This window comes from Enterococcus sp. AZ091 (genome assembly GCF_051714805.1).
GTDB classification, from domain to species: Bacteria; Bacillota; Bacilli; order Lactobacillales; family Enterococcaceae; genus Enterococcus_D; species Enterococcus_D gallinarum.
Genome location: NZ_JBIOSO010000001.1, coordinates 1,974,875 through 1,992,080, shown reverse-complemented (window position 1 = coordinate 1,992,080; position 17,206 = coordinate 1,974,875). Strand labels below are relative to the sequence as shown.

Below are 17,206 nucleotides of genomic sequence, written 5' to 3'. Positions count from 1 at the left end.
TCAGTGACCATTAACACAAAAAAACGCATGCTCCCAATAAGCATGCGTAAAAAACTCATGATCATTGTAGAGCTTTAGCACTATAGGGCGTAGATAACTTGACGTTATCAGCTGCTTTGGGTTTAACCTTCACGATTAGACCTGTCCTACCAACTAAGCATCTCTCGATACTTTTGCGGCAGCAGCTTGTGTCCATATAGGAGCCTCACCTAACAATTATTTATTTCTATCCACACTATAGTCTATCTAATTATATAGGTCAACCATTATGTGAAAATACTTTTGTTATTTTTCAATTCCATTTTCAGTTTTTGGATCATTGGATCGAAGGATCTGCCATTCCGGACAGACGGTAATATTGAGCCAATACTTCTTTGATTCGCTGACTTGCTTTACCATCACCATAAGGATTTTCAGCATGCGCCATTGCGGTATATGCAGCATGATCCTGCAACAACTGCTTCGTTGCTTGATACACATCCTCTTCCCCTGTACCGACCAATTTCAACGTTCCTGCCGCAATGCCTTCTGGACGTTCAGTTGTGTCCCGCAACACCAATACAGGAACACCGAGAGAAGGGGCTTCTTCCTGGACACCGCCGGAATCAGTTAGAATCAATGTGCTTTGGTTGGCAAAATTGTGAAAATCGATGACATCTAAAGGTTCAATCAATGTAACATTCTCTAAAGCACCCAGAGTTTCTTGAGCAATTTCTCGAACTTTGGGATTTTTATGCATCGGAAAAACGACTGAGACTTCTGGAAACTCGCCTGCGATTCGAGCCAATGCCTGAAAAACATTCTTCATCGGCTGACCTAAATTCTCTCTGCGGTGCATCGTCAACAAAATCTTTCGCTGTTTTCTGTCTGTTAGTGTAGGATGCTGATAGTCTTGAGAAACAGTGTAGCGCATGGCATCAATCGCGGTATTGCCAGTGACAAAGATGGCTTCTGGATCATGATTTTCCGCAAGTAGATTTTCTTTACTTTGAAGCGTTGGAGCAAAGTAAAGATCCGCTAGCACATCGATGAGTTGCCGGTTGGCTTCTTCCGGATAGGGTGATCGTTTATTCCACGTCCGCAAACCAGCTTCAACATGACCGATCGGGATCTGAGCGTAAAAAGCTGCGGTTGCTGCGGCATATGCCGTTGTTGTGTCACCATGAACAAGCACAATTGACGGTTTTTCTTGGTGGAGAATCGGTTCTAATTCCAGCAAGACTTTTGTAGTGATGCCGGTCAACGTCTGTCCCAATGTCATGATATCCAAGTCGTAATCAGGTTCGATCGCAAAAACCTCTAATACTTGATCTAACATCTCGCGATGTTGGGCTGTCACCACGACAATTGATTGAAATCGAGGATCAGCCTCTAATTCTTTTACCAAAGGCGCCATCTTGATGGCTTCCGGTCTTGTCCCAAAAACGGACATTACTTTGATAGTCAAACACTCACCTGCTTCTTTCTGCATGTTTACTTTATTGTTATTGCTCTTACTCACTTAGTCAACTGAATATCCGCTTTTAGCTCAGAATATTTTTTTAGTTTTTTTCATCATTTCTTCTATTATAACGAAAGATTAAGAAAAACCAAATAGTCGATAGAGATGATTCCACAAAAAGCAGAAGGTCAGCGCTGAAAATAAAAAAACCAAAAGACTTGTTGCCCTCAGCAGCAAGTGATAAGAATGTTTTCCTATCGCTTGCTGTAAGACCAAAGAAATCTTTTGGATCGAACTTTTATTCATGCCACTGTCAATTCTACAGCCGAATCAACTTAAATTGTATCGCCATTGAAAATCGAGTTTTTCACGATCACATAATCAACTTTTCGAATCGATTCGAGGTCTTTGCCACCGGCATAGGAGATCGATGATTGTAGATCTTGCTGCATCTCAACCAAAGTATCTTTCAAAGAACCTTTGTAAGGGATCCAGATTTTTTTCCCTTCGACGTTTTTCTTTTCCCCTTTTTGGAATTCAGAAGCAGAGCCAAAGTATTCTTTTAAAACGACACCATTTTCGACTTTTGTTTCCCCGGGAGATTCTTCATGTCCAGCAAACAATGAACCAATCATGACCATCGTTGCCCCAAAACGAACAGATTTTGCGATATCTCCATGGGTGCGGATTCCCCCATCGGCGATAATCGGCTTGCGAGCTGCTTTTGCACACCAGCGTAATGCAGCTAATTGCCACCCACCAGTTCCAAAACCAGTTTTGATTTTAGTGATACAAACTTTCCCTGGTCCGATCCCGACTTTCGTTGCATCCGCGCCGGCATTTTCCAATTCTCGGACCGCTTCAGGTGTACCAACGTTCCCTGCGATCACAAAAGCATCTGGTAAATGTTTTTTGATATGTTGGATCATATTGATGACAGCATTGGAATGTCCATGGGCAATATCGATCGTAATATAATCAGGCACCAGTCCTTCAGCAGCCAATGTTTCGACAAAAGTATACTCATAGTCTTTGACACCGACACTGATCGAAGAGATCAGGCCTTTTTCCTTCATTTTTTTGATAAAAGGAATGCGGGCTGCTTCGTCAAAGCGATGCATAATATAAAAATAGCCATTTTCAGCTAAAAATTCTGCGATTGATTCATCAATGATCGTTTGCATATTTGCAGGAACGACCGGCATTTTAAATGAATGTTTGCCTAAAGTAACCGTCGTATCACATTCTGAACGGCTATTCACGATACATTTATTAGGGATCAATTGTATATCTTCGTAATCAAAAACTTTCATGTCAAACATAAAAATATCCTCCAAATCTTGATAAGAGTGAAGCAAGCATCAAATGGCTGTCGCCTATTTTTAATGCCCACAACAATTTAAACCAGCTCACTCATAAATACAAGTGTTTTAGAATCTTTTTTTTAAAAAGCAACAGGAATGTTCGTCTTTTACGAACATTCCTGAGATAGTTTCCATTAAATAAAGGGTTTCTTCTTTTTTTAAGGTAAAATATTGCCAGCTGCCAAATATACTTCATACCATTCTTGGCGTGTCAATACAATCGTAGATGCCTTAGCGATCTCTTCGATACGATGCGGCGTCATCGTGCCTGCGATCACCTGCATATTTGCTGGGTGCCGTAGAATCCAAGCAGATGCGATTCCTGTCGCAGTCGTTTGATACTTCTCAGCCAATTCTTCCAGTTTTGCATTCAGTTCTGGGAATTTCTCATTTCCGATGAAGACACCTTCAAAGAATCCATATTGGTATGGCGACCACGCTTGGATCGTCATATCATTCAGCCGAGAATACTCAAGAATGCCGCCATCATGATCGACACTGCCGCTATCCGTCATATTGACATGGATGCCTCGATCGATCATTCCAGTATGCATGATGCCAAATTGCAATTGATTGGCCAGCAATGGTTGAGAGACATATTTTTTCAACAATTCGATTTGACCAGGATTTTGATTGCTGACTCCAAAATACTTAACTTTTCCCGCTTTTTCCAGCTCGTCGAAAGCAGCAGCGACTTCTTCGGGCTCCACTAACGTATCCGGGCGATGCAACAGCAACGCGTCAAGATAATCCATTTTCAAGCGTTTCAAACTGCCTTCAACGGATTTAATAATGTGTTCTTTCGAAAAATCGAACATTTTCCCTGGGACGATACCACATTTCGATTGAATGAAAAGATCTTCCCTTTTATATTCGGTTTGTGCAAGGGCATCTGCAAAAATACTTTCGCATTCGCCACCGCCATAGATATCTGCATGATCAAAGAAAGTAATACCATTCTCGATTGCTGTCGTCAGTACAGCTACAGGATCTTTTGCATTATTGATTCGCATCAATCCCAAAATGACACTTGAAACTTCTAAATCGGTTGAACCAAATTTAATTTTTTTCACGTATTTTTCCTCCTCTGTTTGCTCTTCTATTTTAGCATATCCGTTTGAAAACGCTACCTCTTTTTAAGAAAAAAAGATCGCTGTTCTCTCACCAGCGATCTTTTGTTTAAACGATGGAACCAAAGAGAAGTTACGGTTACTTTAATGCTTTGGCACCAATATCTTTTCGATAAAACATCTTGTTCAAAGGCATTTTTGCTAGCGCTTGGTAAACTTTCTTTTGCGCTTCCTCCAAAGAAGCACCTTGCCCTTCCGCTAAAAATACTCGCCCGCCTGCTGCCACCAATTCTCCTGCTCTTTCAGCAACCCCTGCATAAAACAGTTGAACATCTTCAGCCGCTTTTTGCGGAATGATCATTCCCTGTTGATAGGTTTCTGGATACCCTTCAGCCGCCACGACCACACCAACAGAAAACTGCTGATCCCAAGTAATCTCCGGCTGTCTTCCATTGAGCAATGCATCAATAATCTGAGCTAACCCACTCGTTAGCCGACTCAAAACGACTTGCGTCTCTGGATCTCCAAAACGAGCATTGAATTCAATCACTTTAGGTCCTTCAACTGTGGCAATCAGCCCCGCATATAAAATACCCGTAAAGGGTGTTCCTTGATCAATCATTCCTGTAGCAGCCGGGATCAAAACCGTCTCGATTGCTTGATCGATCATTGACTGAGGAATTTGCGGAACAGGAGAGTAAGCTCCCATTCCACCAGTATTCGGTCCTTCATCCCCATCAAACGCTCGTTTATGATCTTGCGCAATCACCATGGGATAAACTTGCTCTTCATGAACAAAAGCCAGCAGCGAAAACTCTTCTCCTTCCAGAAAATCTTCGATCACAACTTTGGCACCACTTTGACCAAATTTTTGTTCTTCCAACATTTCTTCTACCGCAGCCAGTGCCTGATCCACTGTTGCTGCGACAACGACCCCTTTTCCAGCAGCTAAACCGTCTGCTTTGATTACGATTGGGGCACCTTTTTCTTGGATATACGCTTTCGCTTTTTCACTATCTACAAAAGACTGGTATTCAGCGGTTGGAATCTGATATTTTGCCATCAATTCTTTGGCAAATTCCTTCGAACCTTCAATCATCGCCGCTGCTTTATTTGGGCCAAAAATGTTCAATCCTGCAGCTTGGAAATCATCAACGATGCCATTAAGCAAAGGAACTTCAGGGCCTACAAAGGTCCAATCGATGGCCATCTCTTTTGCAAACGCGATCAAGCTTTGATGGTCTGTTTCTGGGATAGCAACTACCTGAATACCATCGCTGACCATGCCCGGATTCCCTTTCGCGCAGTAGACTGTTTCTACGATCGGATCTGCGAGTAATTTCTTGGCGATTGCATGTTCCCTACCACCACTACCAATAACTAAAAGCTTCATCTGCTCCTCCTGAATTTAATGTCTTTTAATGTCTAAAATGCCGAACCCCAGTAAAGATCATCGCTACTCCGTATTGATCTGCCATTTCGATAGACGCTTGGTCTTTAATACTGCCTCCAGGTTGAATGATTGCCTTGATTCCCCGTTTTGCAGCATATTCCACGCTATCATCCATTGGGAAGAACGCATCGCTAGCTAAAACTGCATCCGTTAATTTTCCAGCTTCAGCAGCTTGTTCAATGGCGATTTTTACAGAACCCACGCGATTCATTTGGCCAGCACCAATTCCAACTGTTTGATATTGGTTCGCTAAAACGATGGCATTTGATTTGACATGTTTTACCGCTTTCCAAGCAAAAGCCATTGCTTCCAACTCATTCTTGCTAGGCTGACGTTTCGTTACGACCGTCCAATCCTTAGGAGATTCTGCTAATGTATCTTGTTCTTGAACTAATAAACCACCTAATACAGAGACCATTTCTGTTTCGACAGGATTTGCTACAAAATCTAACGTCATCAAGCGAATGTTTTTCTTCTTCGTCAAAATATCCAGCGCCGCTGGTTCAAAAGCAGGCGCAATCACGATCTCAAGAAATATTTGATGCAGTGCCGCAGCTGTTGCTTCATCAACGGGGCGATTCAATACGATGATTCCTCCAAAAATCGAAACTGGATCTGCTTCGTATGCCCGTTCAAAAGCGTCAAAAATCGTCGTCGCTGTTCCGATACCACAAGGATTCATATGTTTAAGAGCGACTGCAGTGGGTTCCGTAAATTCTTTTGCGATTCGCAAAGCGGCATCCGCATCTTTGATGTTGTTGTAGGACAATTCTTTGCCGTGAAGTTGTTTTGCACTAGCGATCGAATAAGGAACTGGCAATGCATCTTGATAAAAAGCAGCAGTTTGATGGCTATTTTCTCCGTAGCGCAACGTTTGTTTCAATTCATACGTCAGTGTCAACTTCTCCGGTTCAGATTCTTCAACTGCTTTTGTCAAATAATCGGCGATCAAGGCGTCATAAGCTGCTGTATGGCAAAATACTTTAGCCGCTAAGCGTTTGCGCGTGGCAAGCTGCGTCTGACCGGTTTCCGTCAATTCATCTAGAATGAGGGGATAATCTTTAGGATCAACGATCACTGTCACTGCAGCAAAGTTTTTTGCAGCGGAGCGCAGCATGCTTGGTCCACCGATATCGATATTCTCAATGGCTTGCTCTTCTGTCACATCCGCTTGGGCAATCGTTTCCTTAAAAGGATAAAGGTTGACAACAACCAGATTGATCGGCGCAATGTCATGTTTTTCCATTGCTGCTAAATGTTCAGGCAGGTCCCGGCGACCCAGCAAACCACCGTGGATCTTTGGATGCAATGTTTTGACACGTCCGTCCATCATTTCGGGAAATCCTGTGACCGTTTCTATCGCAATCGGTTCAAGACCAGCCGCTTCCAGAGCAGATTTTGTTCCTCCTGTCGAAATGATTTCGTAGCCGTTTTGTACTAAATTTTTGGCAAAAGATACGATCCCTTGTTTATCTGACACACTGATCAACGCTCTTTTTTTCACGATTGATGGTCTCCTTTATGAATGATTTCAGCTATGACCGCTGGATAGACTCGATGCTCTAATTGATGGATCTTTGCTTCTAAGCTTTCTAATGTATCTTCCGATTCGATACGTACCACTTCTTGCGCAATGATCGGCCCCGTATCGATACCACTGTCAACGTAATGAATGGTGATCCCAGTCACCTTCACTCCATAATGAAAGGCATCGGCAATACCGGATTTTCCAGGAAAACTAGGCAGCAATGAGGGATGCAGATTGATGATTCTATTGGGAAAAGCGGCTAGCAACGTAGGTCCAACGATCCGCATATAGCCTGCCAAAACGATCAGCTCAATCGAATGTTCCGCCAACTCGTTCAACAGTGCGGCTTCGAACGCTGCTTTCGAAGGAAATTTCTGCGGGGATAACTGCAATGTCGGTACCCCCGCGTCTTTAGCCCGTTCCAAGACAAATGCGGCGGCATTATCTGAGAACAGCAGCGCTAATGTAGCCCCTTTGAGTTCTTCTCCTCTAATCGCATCGGCAATTGCGGTAAAATTACTGCCGTTTCCTGATGCAAAAACAGCGATCCTCATAGCGGATCTCCTTGTAAAAGAACCGCATGTTCTTGAGCCTCCGTTACTTTACCAATAACGTAAGCTGCTTCATTCTGCTCGTTTAACAAAGCTAGCACTTGTTCTTTCTTCTCTGGTGCAACAGCAAGAACCATCCCAATCCCCATATTGAAGATCTCATACATTTCATGGGCCGGGATTTTTCCATAAGAAGCTAGAGCCTCAAAAATCGGCAGTTGCGGCCACGTTCCCAGTGTGATTTCTGCTGTTGTCTGCGGCGGCAACATCCGGGGAATATTCTCGATAAAGCCGCCACCCGTGATATGCGAGATACCGTCAATTAATTGTTTTTCAAGTAACGGCAGTACAGCGGATACGTAGATTCTCGTTGGTGTTAACAATTCTTCTCCGAGAGTTTTTCCGCCTAATTCCGGCAACTTCTCTGCCATTTGAAAACCTTGCTGTTCAAAAAAGATCTTGCGAACCAATGAATACCCGTTTGAATGGATACCAGAAGCAGGCAGCCCGATCAGAAAATGTCCCGGTTCAATCGATGCTCCCGTGATCAGACGAGATTTTTCAACAATTCCCACCGCAAAACCAGCCAAGTCATAGTCCTCTTCCGAGTACATCCCTGGCATTTCTGCTGTCTCACCGCCTATCAGAGCCGCTCCCGACTGAGCGCAGCCCTCTGCAACCCCGGCGATAATTTGTTCGATTTTTTCGGGATCATTCTTGCCCACTGCGACATAATCCAAAAAATAGATCGGTTCTGCTCCTTGAGCGACAATATCATTGACACACATCGCAACACAATCGATTCCAATCGTTTGGTGTTGATTTTGTTGGATCGCTACTAATAATTTCGTTCCTACACCATCAGTACCGGATACCAGCACTGGTTCTTTCAGCGGATAGTTTGACAAGTCAAAACAGCCGCCAAAGCCACCGATGGCACCCATTACACCTAACCGTTCTGTTCTTTTGACATGTTTTTTGATTCGATCAACGACTTCATACCCGGCGTTCACATCAACACCAGCCTTTGCATAAGCATTTGCCACTTTGAGTTCCTCCTGTACCATTTATTCGAGCGACGCTAAATAGCTTTCTTCATAATCATAAAGCGGTGTAGGATAATCACCATTGAAATAGGCCATGCACAATCCAGAATAGGGGGCATCTAAATCTAACCCGATTGCTTCGATCAAGCCAGTCTCACTGAGAAAAGCCAACGAATCGGCACCGATCGTTTGGCGAATTTCTTCGACACTTTGCCGAGCAGCGATCAGTTCTTTCCGCGTCTGAATATCGATTCCGTAAAAACAAGGATATCTTAATGGCGGTGAAGCAATCCGAACGTGAACTTCTTTGGCACCGGCTTCTTTTAACAATTGAACGATTCGTCGGCTAGTAGTGCCGCGAACGATCGAGTCATCCACCATGATCACTTTTTTTCCTTCAACCACACCGCGGACGGCAGAAAGCTTCATCCGAACGCCTTGTTCCCGTAATTCTTGAGTGGGCTGGATAAATGTTCGTGCAATGTATTGATTTTTGACTAATCCTAATTCGTAAGGAATGCCAGATTCTTCTGCAAACCCGCTGGCGGCCGATAAGGATGAGTTCGGTACACCGATCACCATATCTGCTTCGATCGGTGCTTCTTGGGCAAGATTACGTCCCATATTTTTTCGTGCAGTATGGACATTGACGCCGGCAATATTCGAATCTGGTCGTGCAAAATAAATGAATTCCATTGAGCAAATCGCTGGTTGGACTTCTTCCGTATATGTTTCAACACGGTAGCCCGCTTGATCCACAATGACAACTTCCCCAGGACAGATATCTCGAACAAATTCAGCTCCGATCACTTCTAAAGCACAAGTCTCTGAAGCAATCACATAAGCACCATTGACCATTTTTCCTAACGAGAGTGGCCGAAATCCATTTGGATCAAGAGCAGCGATCATCGCATCTTCTGTCAGCAAAAGATAGGCAAATCCACCTTTCACTTGATTCAGCGCTTCTTTGATGCGATCCAGCAAATTCGCTTGACCACTGCGGCGAATCAGATGCATCAAAATTTCGGTATCTGAATTTGAATGAAAAATGGCTCCTTCAGACTCAAGTGATTTCCGCAAACTCTTGGCATTGGTTAAGTTCCCGTTGTGCGCCAACCCAATCTGCTGATCAAAAAACTTAAAAAGAAAAGGTTGGATATTATCGACGCTGCCATTGCCTGCAGTAGCATAGCGAACATGTCCGATTGCTGCTTCACCTGTCAATCGTTGAAGAAGTCGTTCATCGGAAAAAACTTCTGCTAATAAGCCAAGATCCCGATGTCCGGCAAGTTTGCCTTGCTGATTTGCGACGATCCCAGCGCCTTCTTGTCCCCGATGCTGTAAACTGTGCAAGCCAAAATAAGTAACTCGGGCAGCATCTGGGTGACCCCAGACACCAAAAACCCCGCATTCTTCATTCAAGCTTTTTACTTCAATAGACATGGAATTGCTTCCTCCCATTTCTTACGTGCTAAGGCTGTTTCCACTACGATCATTCCATCGCTACCTTGGATTTTTAGTTGCGGTTCTGCTGTAACTTTTCCGATGAGACAAGCGCTATCACCTGCCAAAGCTTCAAAAGCGGTTTGATTTTCTGGAGCAATGGACAGCACAAATCGCGATTGTGTTTCTGAAAAAAGCCAAGATTGCGGCAAATCTAGTTGAACAGATATACCGACATTCTTCTTAAACGCAGATTCAGCTAATGCAACAGCTAATCCGCCTTCTGCACAGTCATGGGCACTTTTTACAAGTCCAGCCTGGATCGCAGATAAGACGATTGCCTGATTCTGTTTTTCTTCTAATAGATCAAATGCCATCAAACGGCCATTGATCGACCCATTTTGTAATTTTTGGAGTTCACTGCCGTTAAAGTCGGCCTTCGTTTCTCCAATCAAATAAATCAAATCCTCCGGTGTCTGGAAATGTTGTGTGGTGATATGTTCGACCTTTTCAATCAGCCCTACCATACCAATCACTGGTGTTGGATAGATTGCCTGCCCGTTGGTTTCATTGTACAGCGAAACATTACCTGAAATAACAGGAGTTTCTAGAATTTCACAAGCTTTGGCAATCCCTTCTGCCGATGTCCATAACTCCCAAAAGCCTTCTGGTTTATCCGGCGAGCCATAGTTGAGACAGTCTGTGATCGCTAGTGGTCGTCCCCCAGAAGCAACAATATTGCGAGCTGCTTCTGCTACAGCAATCTGTCCGCCTCGTTCAGGATCAAGGTACAAGTAGCGAGCATTACAGTCCGTGGTCATAGCTAAAGCTTTGTTGGTCCCTTTGATCCGCAGGACTGCAGCGTCACTTCCTGGGCCAACAACGGTATTGGTTCTCACTTGAGAATCATAGGTTTCAAAAATCGATTTTTTTGAAGCAATCGTGGGTTGCTGCAACAATTGTAAAAAGACTGCTGTTGCATCATCAATGACTGGTTCAAAATCAGGCTGTTGACGAAATGCTTGGATTCTAGCAGGTTCTGCTTTTTCTTTATGATAAGTTGGCGCATCTTCTGCCAAAGCATCAACAGGTAAATTGGCAACTTCTTTTCCCTGATGGTACAAGCGATACGCGCCATCATCGGTTACTTCACCAATCACTACCGCTTCCAATCCGTATTTTTGAAACAACGCTTCAACTTCTGCTTCATGTCCTTGTTTCACACAGATCAGCATCCGCTCCTGAGATTCTGATAGCATCATTTCATAAGGTGTCATACCAGTTTCTCGTTGCGGTACATCATCTAAATAAAGTTTTAATCCTGAACCAGCTTTTGAAGCCATTTCAGAACTGGAAGAAACGAGACCGGCTGCCCCCATGTCCTGAATACCGATCAAACTGTCTGAATGTTCAAGGATCAGCTCAAGACAAGCTTCTAATAACAATTTTTCCATGAAGGGGTCTCCTACTTGGACAGCCGAGCGCTGCTGTTCTTCTCCCTCCACGAACTCCTCGGAAGCAAATGTTGCACCATGGATCCCGTCTCTACCTGTTTTTGCTCCCACATACATGATTATGTTACCAACGCCTTTGGCCTGTCCTTTTTGAATATCTTTGTGGTCGATCAAACCGACACACATCGCATTGACCAATGGATTCCCTTCGTAACAGGCATCGAAGGCAACTTCACCACCGACTGTAGGGATTCCGATACAATTTCCATAGCCGCTGATTCCTGCCACGACTTCTTCTAAAAGGTATTTGGTCCGCTCATTCGTCAATTCGCCAAAACGCAACGAATCTAGGATCGCGATGGGCCGCGCCCCCATACTGAAAATATCACGAATAATCCCACCGACGCCGGTTGCGGCGCCTTCATAAGGCTCCACGGCCGAAGGATGGTTATGACTTTCTGCTTTAAAGACAACTGCTTGGCCATCACCAATATCGACGATTCCCGCTCCTTCGCCTGGCCCTTGTAAAACTTGCGGGCCTTCGGTTGGAAATTTGCGCAAGACCGGCTTGGAATTTTTATAGGAACAATGTTCGCTCCACATTACTGAAAAGAGACCCGTTTCTGTATAATTAGGTAGTCGACCTAATATTTCTTCTGAAATCATTTGGTATTCTTCATCAGTGAGCCCCCATTGTTGATAAAGCTTGGTTTCTTTGATTTCCTGTGGTGTTGGCTCTGCTATGATTGCTTTATTCATGTACTGGCACCTTCCCGAAATTTTTCAATAAAGACGCAAAGAACTTCTTGCCATCCTTTGAGCCAAGCAACTCTTCCATTGCCCGCTCAGGATGGGGCATCATCCCTAAAACATTGCCTGCCTTGTTGCAAATGCCGGCAATACCATGTAAACTCCCGTTAACGTTATCCACATAACGGAAGACAATCTGGTTATTGGCTTCCAGTTCCTGGTAGGTTTGATCGTCGCAATAGTAATTTCCTTCTCCATGAGCGACAGGGATCGTGATCCGTTCATCTTGCTGGTATTCAGAGGTAAAAGGCGTCTGGTTATTGACTTGCAACTGTACCGGCTTGCAAATAAAGTGCAGCGATTCATTTCTGCGTAAAACCCCTGGCAGCAAGCCAGCTTCTGTCAAGATCTGGAAGCCATTGCACGTACCAAAGACCGGTTTTCCTTCTTCTGCAAAACGAATGACTTCTGCCATAATATTCGAGAAACGTGCGATGGCTCCGCAGCGAAGGTAATCCCCGTAGGAGAAACCTCCTGGAAGCAATACACCATCAAAGCCAGCTAACGAGGCCTCGTCATGCCACACATATTCGGCTTCTGCGCCCATCACATCTTTGATGGCATACATTAAATCGACATCACAATTCGAACCAGGAAAAACGATTACTGCAAATTTCATTGTTCCTTGTCCTCCATCTCAATGATTTCATAACGATAAGTCTCCATATTGACATTTGCCAGTAACTTGTCACAAACTTCTTCAATTTCTGCCGCTACTGATTCTTTATTGCTGTCTGTAACTTTGATCTCAAAATATTTCCCAATACGTATTTCAGAGACATTTTGATACCCCAAACGATGAACCGCTCCTTTGACTGCTTCTCCTTGAGGATCCAAGACCGACTCTTTATAAGTGACATAAACTTTGACTAAATACATGAACTATACTCCTTTTCTAAGCGATTTAATACTTCTTGATAAACAGGAATCAGATCCCCGATTTCACGACGATAGACATCTTTATCCAAATGTTCTTTCGTTGTCAGATCCCATAAGCGACAAGTATCCGGCGAAATCTCATCCGCTAAAAGAATTTTCCCATCACTTTTTCCGACTTCAATTTTAAAGTCGACCAAGTGGATCTTAATTTTCTCAAAGAGTTGGCACAATGCGGTGTTGATTTGTCGAGCAAGCATTTTGATTTGAGCAACTTCCTCAGGGGTGGCGATTCCCAAATAACGAATGTGATCTTCATTGATGAAAGGATCGTCTAAGCGGTCTTCTTTGTAATAAAATTCAATAATCGGAAAAGGCAGCTGCTCCCCTTCAGCAATTCCCAGGCGCTTAGAAAAGCTGCCGGCAGCCGTATTACGGACGACGATTTCCAACGGGATCATTTCAACTTCACAAACTAATTGTTCGTGTTTAGACAATATTTTGATAAAATGACTTGGAATACCCTGCTTTTCTAATTCTTGAAAAATAAGACTGGTAATCTGATTATTCAGCGCTCCTTTTCCTGAAACTGCATCTTTCTTCAATCCATTCAACGCGGTAGCCTGATCGAGATACTCCACACGGAGCTCTTCATCTTTGTTAGTCTTGAAGAGTTTCTTTGCTTTCCCTTCGTAAATCAATTCTTCTTGCACCACCGGACACCTCACAAAAGTTAGTTTTTTCACATAGATTTTTAGTCTCTTCTTGTTGTTTTCTATTCTAACAACGCAAAGAATAAGGGTCAACAAAATAATGTACATTAACAACTAATTTTTCTTTAAACGTTCGTGTTTAACTTAAAATCATTTTTTGTTCTGCTGATTTCCGACTTGTTCACACGCTATAAAGCGTTTACATTTATTTTTTTTCATGTTATATTGATTTTGTGAATACTGGTATCTCCAAGGAGGAATTGATTCATGTGGTCACTGAAAAATCAAGCGCAACGATTTATCGCTCATTTATCGGACAGCGACAGAAAACAGCTACATAATGAACTACTTGCCGTTCAACAAGTGTTGACCGCAAATCAAATGACATCTTTTTATTTATTCAGTCCATTCAAAAAACATGCCCGGCCTCATTATTCCGAACATCGAAAACGGGTACTCCAATATAAAAACGGATTAAACGAAGAATTGATTATCCATCAAATCCATCAGCAGACTTTCTTTAAACACACCTATTGTTTCCGTATTTATTTCAATATGGAAGAAATGCAAACTGCCTTTTTGGATGTCTTGCTAAACTTACTCAATGAGGAAAAGACTTTCACTCCTTTAAAACCTAATTTTATAAATAGTTAAACACACTCTTAAAAAACGCCTAAATTGCGATTTTAAGGGTGTTTTTTTGCTATACTATCTCTTAGAATACAAGAAAGGAATTTTACTCTATGTTATTTACTAATAAAAGCTTTCACGTCTTCCAAGCTTCGAGCTTGGAAGAACGAATGCAGGAAATTCGTAAAGAGATCCAACCGATTTTTCAGCAAATTGGTGAAAAAGTCTGCCCTTTTTTCACAGAAAAGCTAGACACTCCTTTTTATCTGCATATCGCACAGCACCGACGGCGAAGTGTCTATCCTCCAGAAGAAACTTGGGCAGCTTTTGGACCAAACAAGCGAGGTTATAAGATGGATGCCCACTTCCAGATCGGTATTACTCGTGAGTATGCTTTTGTCTGGTTAAGTGTGATTGATCAGCCGAAAAACCAACAGCAAATCGCTCGCTGCTGGTCAGAGAAACCGGCACTGTTTGAAACTCTACCTCAAGATTTTGTCCTCTCTCTGGATCATACGCAATATGGCTATCAGCCGATCCGAGAATGGCCCGCTGCTCTAGAGCGGCTGACTACTGTAAAAAAAAGCGAATTACAGATTGGCAAAGTCTATCTCAAAGATCAGATTTCTACGCTCACTATGGAGCAACTGTTAGCAGATTATTGCTTGCTGCTGCCGCTTTATCGGAATCGCGAAGAGTTACCGATACTTAACCAAGAAGGGAATTAAGAAAAATGGAACGACAAAATCGCCGCTCTCAAAATCAACCACCAAAAAAACGGAAGACTTTACTGATTGTTCTTCCTCTGCTCTTATTGCTTGTAGTAGGTGGCTTTTTCGGCTATCGCTATTATGACAAACAGCAACGACAAAATCAGGCAGAGAAAGTCGTCCACTCATTCATTGAGAACCTTTCAAAAAACAAATTCGACAAATTACCATCCTTGATTCTTTCTGATAGCGCAGAAAGAAATGGTTATACCAATGATCAAGTAGCAGAAAAATATCAAACAATTTTCAGCGGAATTGATGCTGCCAACATCAAGGGTTCCAAAATCACTTTAAGCGATGATGTCAAAGATGCAGATTATCAGTTTACGTATCAGTTATCTCTCACTACTAGCTTGGGGGAAATCAAAGATCTGAATTATTCCGGAACCATCAAATTTGAAAAAGATCAGCCAAAAATCGATTGGGCTCCAAACCTGATTTTCCCTGACATGGCTGGACAAGATAAAGTAAGTATTTCTGTTGATGAGGCTGTTCGAGGTGAAATAGTGGATCGCAACAAAACACCACTGGCTGCTAATGGCACCTTGTACCAGCTTGGGGTGATTCCCGGACAATTAGGAGATGGAGAGGATAAAGAGTCAAGAATCAAAGCGATCGCTAAGCAGTTTGACCTGACTGAGAAAGCGATCCAGCAAGCATTGGATCAATCTTGGGTGCAAGACGATTACTTTGTTCCTTTGAAAATCGTGGAACCCACAGCTGATCTCCCAACCGGTGCAAGCATTCAAGAAACCGCGGGCAGAACCTATCCATTAGGTGAAGCCGCTGCACAATTGATTGGTTATGTAGGAGACATTACGGCTGAAGATGTTGAAAAAGATGATACATTAGCCAGCAATGGAAAAATTGGCCGCTCTGGTCTCGAGGCAGCTTTTGACAAAGAACTTCGAGGAAAAAACGGTGGTAAGATAGCGATCACCGATGAAAAAGGCACAGAGCGAAAAGCATTGATCGAAACGAAAAAAACTGACGGCAAAACGATTCAACTCACGATCGATGCCAAAGCACAGAAAATCGCTTTTGATTCCCTTAAGGATCAGGCTGGTTCTACCGTGGTCACTGAACCAACCACAGGGGATCTGCTCGTTCTAGCTAGTTCTCCAAGTTTTGATCCCAATAAAATGACCAACGGAATTTCACAAGAGGACTATGATGCTTACCAAAACAACAAAGATCTACCATTTATCAGCCGCTTTGCAACTGGTTATGCTCCCGGTTCAACCTTTAAAACAATCACAGCAGCCATCGGTTTAGACAATGGAACGATCAATCCAGAAACCGTCCTTTCAATCAACGGATTGAAATGGCAAAAAGATAGCTCTTGGGGAGATTACTTCGTGACTCGGGTCAGCGATGTCGCATCCGTTAACTTGCGTAACGCTCTCGTCTATTCGGATAATATCTATATGGCTCAACAAACATTGGCGATGGGTGAAGACAAATTCCGTGCTGGTTTGGAGAAATTTATTTTCGGTGAAGAATTGGACTTGCCGATTGCCATGAACCCTGCACAAATCAGCAATGACAAATCCTTCAATTCTGAGATTTTGCTGGCAGACACTGGCTATGGCCAGGGAGAATTGTTGATCAATCCAATTCAACAAGCAGCGATGTACTCTGTTTTCGCCAATCAAGGATCTCTGGTTTATCCACGATTAGTGATGGGTGCAGAAACAAAGACGAAAAAAGAGTTGATTTCACCAGAGACGATTTCACTGATCAATGAGGATTTGAAAGCTGTCGTTACCGATGAGAATGGGACAGCCCATTCCCTAGCAGCTCTCGGTTTGCCTCTTGCTGCCAAAACTGGAACAGCTGAGATCAAGGAGAAACAAGATGAGAAAGGACAGGAAAATAGCTTCTTATTTGCTTTCGATGCCCAGAATCAAAAGTATTTGATGGTGTCCATGCTAGAAGATCGGCAAGAAAACTCTTCTGCTACAGCATTAGCCCCAGATCTTTTGTCTTATCTTTCCGAAAACTATAACTAAATAATAAAACTACCCCAAAAGGCACGCTGCTTACTGAAGCAGCGT

15 protein-coding genes and 1 riboswitch are annotated in these 17,206 nt (G+C 43.1%); of the genes, 3 read left to right on the top strand and 12 right to left on the bottom strand.

The window, feature by feature from the left end; all coding sequences use genetic code 11:
• Positions 1 to 53: 53 nt before the first annotated feature.
• Positions 54 to 224, bottom strand: a riboswitch (M-box (ykoK) riboswitch).
• A 92-nt stretch (positions 225 to 316) separates the two neighbouring features.
• The 12 genes from wecB to purC form a co-directional block, all read right to left on the bottom strand.
• On the bottom strand, positions 317 to 1,447 hold the full coding sequence (gene wecB, locus IGJ28_RS09920) for a non-hydrolyzing UDP-N-acetylglucosamine 2-epimerase (protein ID WP_081131368.1): 1,131 nt from the start codon (positions 1,445 to 1,447) through the stop codon (positions 317 to 319).
• 329 nt (positions 1,448 to 1,776) lie between these two features.
• Positions 1,777 to 2,754, bottom strand: coding sequence for a GMP reductase (gene guaC / locus IGJ28_RS09915; protein ID WP_003127210.1), 978 nt, complete (start codon positions 2,752 to 2,754; stop codon positions 1,777 to 1,779).
• A 209-nt stretch (positions 2,755 to 2,963) separates the two neighbouring features.
• Positions 2,964 to 3,878, bottom strand: coding sequence for an aldo/keto reductase (locus IGJ28_RS09910; protein WP_003127209.1), 915 nt, complete (start codon positions 3,876 to 3,878; stop codon positions 2,964 to 2,966).
• Positions 3,879 to 4,014: 136 nt separating this feature from the next.
• Complete coding sequence (purD, locus tag IGJ28_RS09905) at positions 4,015 to 5,268, bottom strand: phosphoribosylamine--glycine ligase (protein WP_003127208.1); 1,254 nt, start codon at positions 5,266 to 5,268, stop codon at positions 4,015 to 4,017.
• A gap of 25 nt (positions 5,269 to 5,293) precedes the next feature.
• Entirely contained in the window at positions 5,294 to 6,832 is a 1,539-nt protein-coding gene (gene purH / locus IGJ28_RS09900; protein ID WP_252711871.1) for a bifunctional phosphoribosylaminoimidazolecarboxamide formyltransferase/IMP cyclohydrolase, read from the bottom strand.
• Positions 6,829 to 7,410, bottom strand: a complete 582-nt coding sequence (purN, locus tag IGJ28_RS09895) for a phosphoribosylglycinamide formyltransferase (protein WP_021150959.1) — start codon at positions 7,408 to 7,410, stop codon at positions 6,829 to 6,831. The genes purH and purN overlap by 4 nt, the downstream gene beginning before the upstream one ends.
• The gene (purM, locus tag IGJ28_RS09890) at positions 7,407 to 8,453 is read right to left on the bottom strand and encodes a phosphoribosylformylglycinamidine cyclo-ligase (RefSeq protein ID WP_252711869.1); all 1,047 of its coding nucleotides are present in this window, start codon (positions 8,451 to 8,453) and stop codon (positions 7,407 to 7,409) included. The genes purN and purM overlap by 4 nt, the downstream gene beginning before the upstream one ends.
• A 21-nt stretch (positions 8,454 to 8,474) precedes the next feature.
• A complete protein-coding gene (gene purF / locus IGJ28_RS09885) occupies positions 8,475 to 9,896 on the bottom strand; it encodes an amidophosphoribosyltransferase (protein ID WP_060814870.1) in 1,422 nt (473 codons plus the stop codon).
• Positions 9,881 to 12,109, bottom strand: coding sequence for a phosphoribosylformylglycinamidine synthase subunit PurL (gene purL / locus IGJ28_RS09880; RefSeq protein WP_252711868.1), 2,229 nt, complete (start codon positions 12,107 to 12,109; stop codon positions 9,881 to 9,883). The genes purF and purL overlap by 16 nt, the downstream gene beginning before the upstream one ends.
• Complete coding sequence (gene purQ, locus IGJ28_RS09875) at positions 12,102 to 12,779, bottom strand: phosphoribosylformylglycinamidine synthase subunit PurQ (protein ID WP_252711867.1); 678 nt, start codon at positions 12,777 to 12,779, stop codon at positions 12,102 to 12,104. The genes purL and purQ overlap by 8 nt, the downstream gene beginning before the upstream one ends.
• Entirely contained in the window at positions 12,776 to 13,039 is a 264-nt protein-coding gene (gene purS, locus IGJ28_RS09870; RefSeq protein WP_003127200.1) for a phosphoribosylformylglycinamidine synthase subunit PurS, read from the bottom strand. Before purS ends, purQ begins: the two co-directional genes overlap by 4 nt.
• Positions 13,030 to 13,752 carry a phosphoribosylaminoimidazolesuccinocarboxamide synthase gene (gene purC, locus IGJ28_RS09865; RefSeq protein WP_219645234.1) on the bottom strand — a complete coding sequence of 241 codons (723 nt, stop codon included), beginning with the start codon at positions 13,750 to 13,752 and terminating at the stop codon, positions 13,030 to 13,032. The genes purS and purC overlap by 10 nt, the downstream gene beginning before the upstream one ends.
• Before the next feature lie 264 nt (positions 13,753 to 14,016).
• Between purC and IGJ28_RS09860 the strand changes: the two genes are divergently transcribed.
• From IGJ28_RS09860 to pbp4, 3 genes are all read left to right on the top strand, one after another.
• Entirely contained in the window at positions 14,017 to 14,403 is a 387-nt protein-coding gene (locus IGJ28_RS09860; protein ID WP_147735630.1) for a hypothetical protein, read from the top strand.
• Positions 14,404 to 14,492: 89 nt separating this feature from the next.
• A complete protein-coding gene (locus IGJ28_RS09855) occupies positions 14,493 to 15,107 on the top strand; it encodes a DUF1054 family protein (RefSeq protein ID WP_147735629.1) in 615 nt (204 codons plus the stop codon).
• Between the two features lie 5 nt (positions 15,108 to 15,112).
• On the top strand, positions 15,113 to 17,161 hold the full coding sequence (pbp4, locus tag IGJ28_RS09850; protein WP_219645235.1) for a penicillin-binding protein PBP4(5): 2,049 nt from the start codon (positions 15,113 to 15,115) through the stop codon (positions 17,159 to 17,161).
• Positions 17,162 to 17,206 lie beyond the last annotated feature (45 nt).

Coding starts and splice junctions, on each gene's coding strand:
- guaC (WP_003127210.1), bottom strand. CDS start 2,754: ATGAAAGTTTTTGATTACGAAGATATACAATTGATCCCTAATAAATGT.
- purD (WP_003127208.1), bottom strand. CDS start 5,268: ATGAAGCTTTTAGTTATTGGTAGTGGTGGTAGGGAACATGCAATCGCC.
- purN (WP_021150959.1), bottom strand. CDS start 7,410: ATGAGGATCGCTGTTTTTGCATCAGGAAACGGCAGTAATTTTACCGCA.
- purF (WP_060814870.1), bottom strand. CDS start 9,896: ATGTCTATTGAAGTAAAAAGCTTGAATGAAGAATGCGGGGTTTTTGGT.
- purL (WP_252711868.1), bottom strand. CDS start 12,109: ATGAATAAAGCAATCATAGCAGAGCCAACACCACAGGAAATCAAAGAA.
- purQ (WP_252711867.1), bottom strand. CDS start 12,779: ATGAAATTTGCAGTAATCGTTTTTCCTGGTTCGAATTGTGATGTCGAT.
- purS (WP_003127200.1), bottom strand. CDS start 13,039: ATGTATTTAGTCAAAGTTTATGTCACTTATAAAGAGTCGGTCTTGGAT.
- IGJ28_RS09860 (WP_147735630.1), top strand. CDS start 14,017: ATGTGGTCACTGAAAAATCAAGCGCAACGATTTATCGCTCATTTATCG.
- IGJ28_RS09855 (WP_147735629.1), top strand. CDS start 14,493: ATGTTATTTACTAATAAAAGCTTTCACGTCTTCCAAGCTTCGAGCTTG.
- pbp4 (WP_219645235.1), top strand. CDS start 15,113: ATGGAACGACAAAATCGCCGCTCTCAAAATCAACCACCAAAAAAACGG.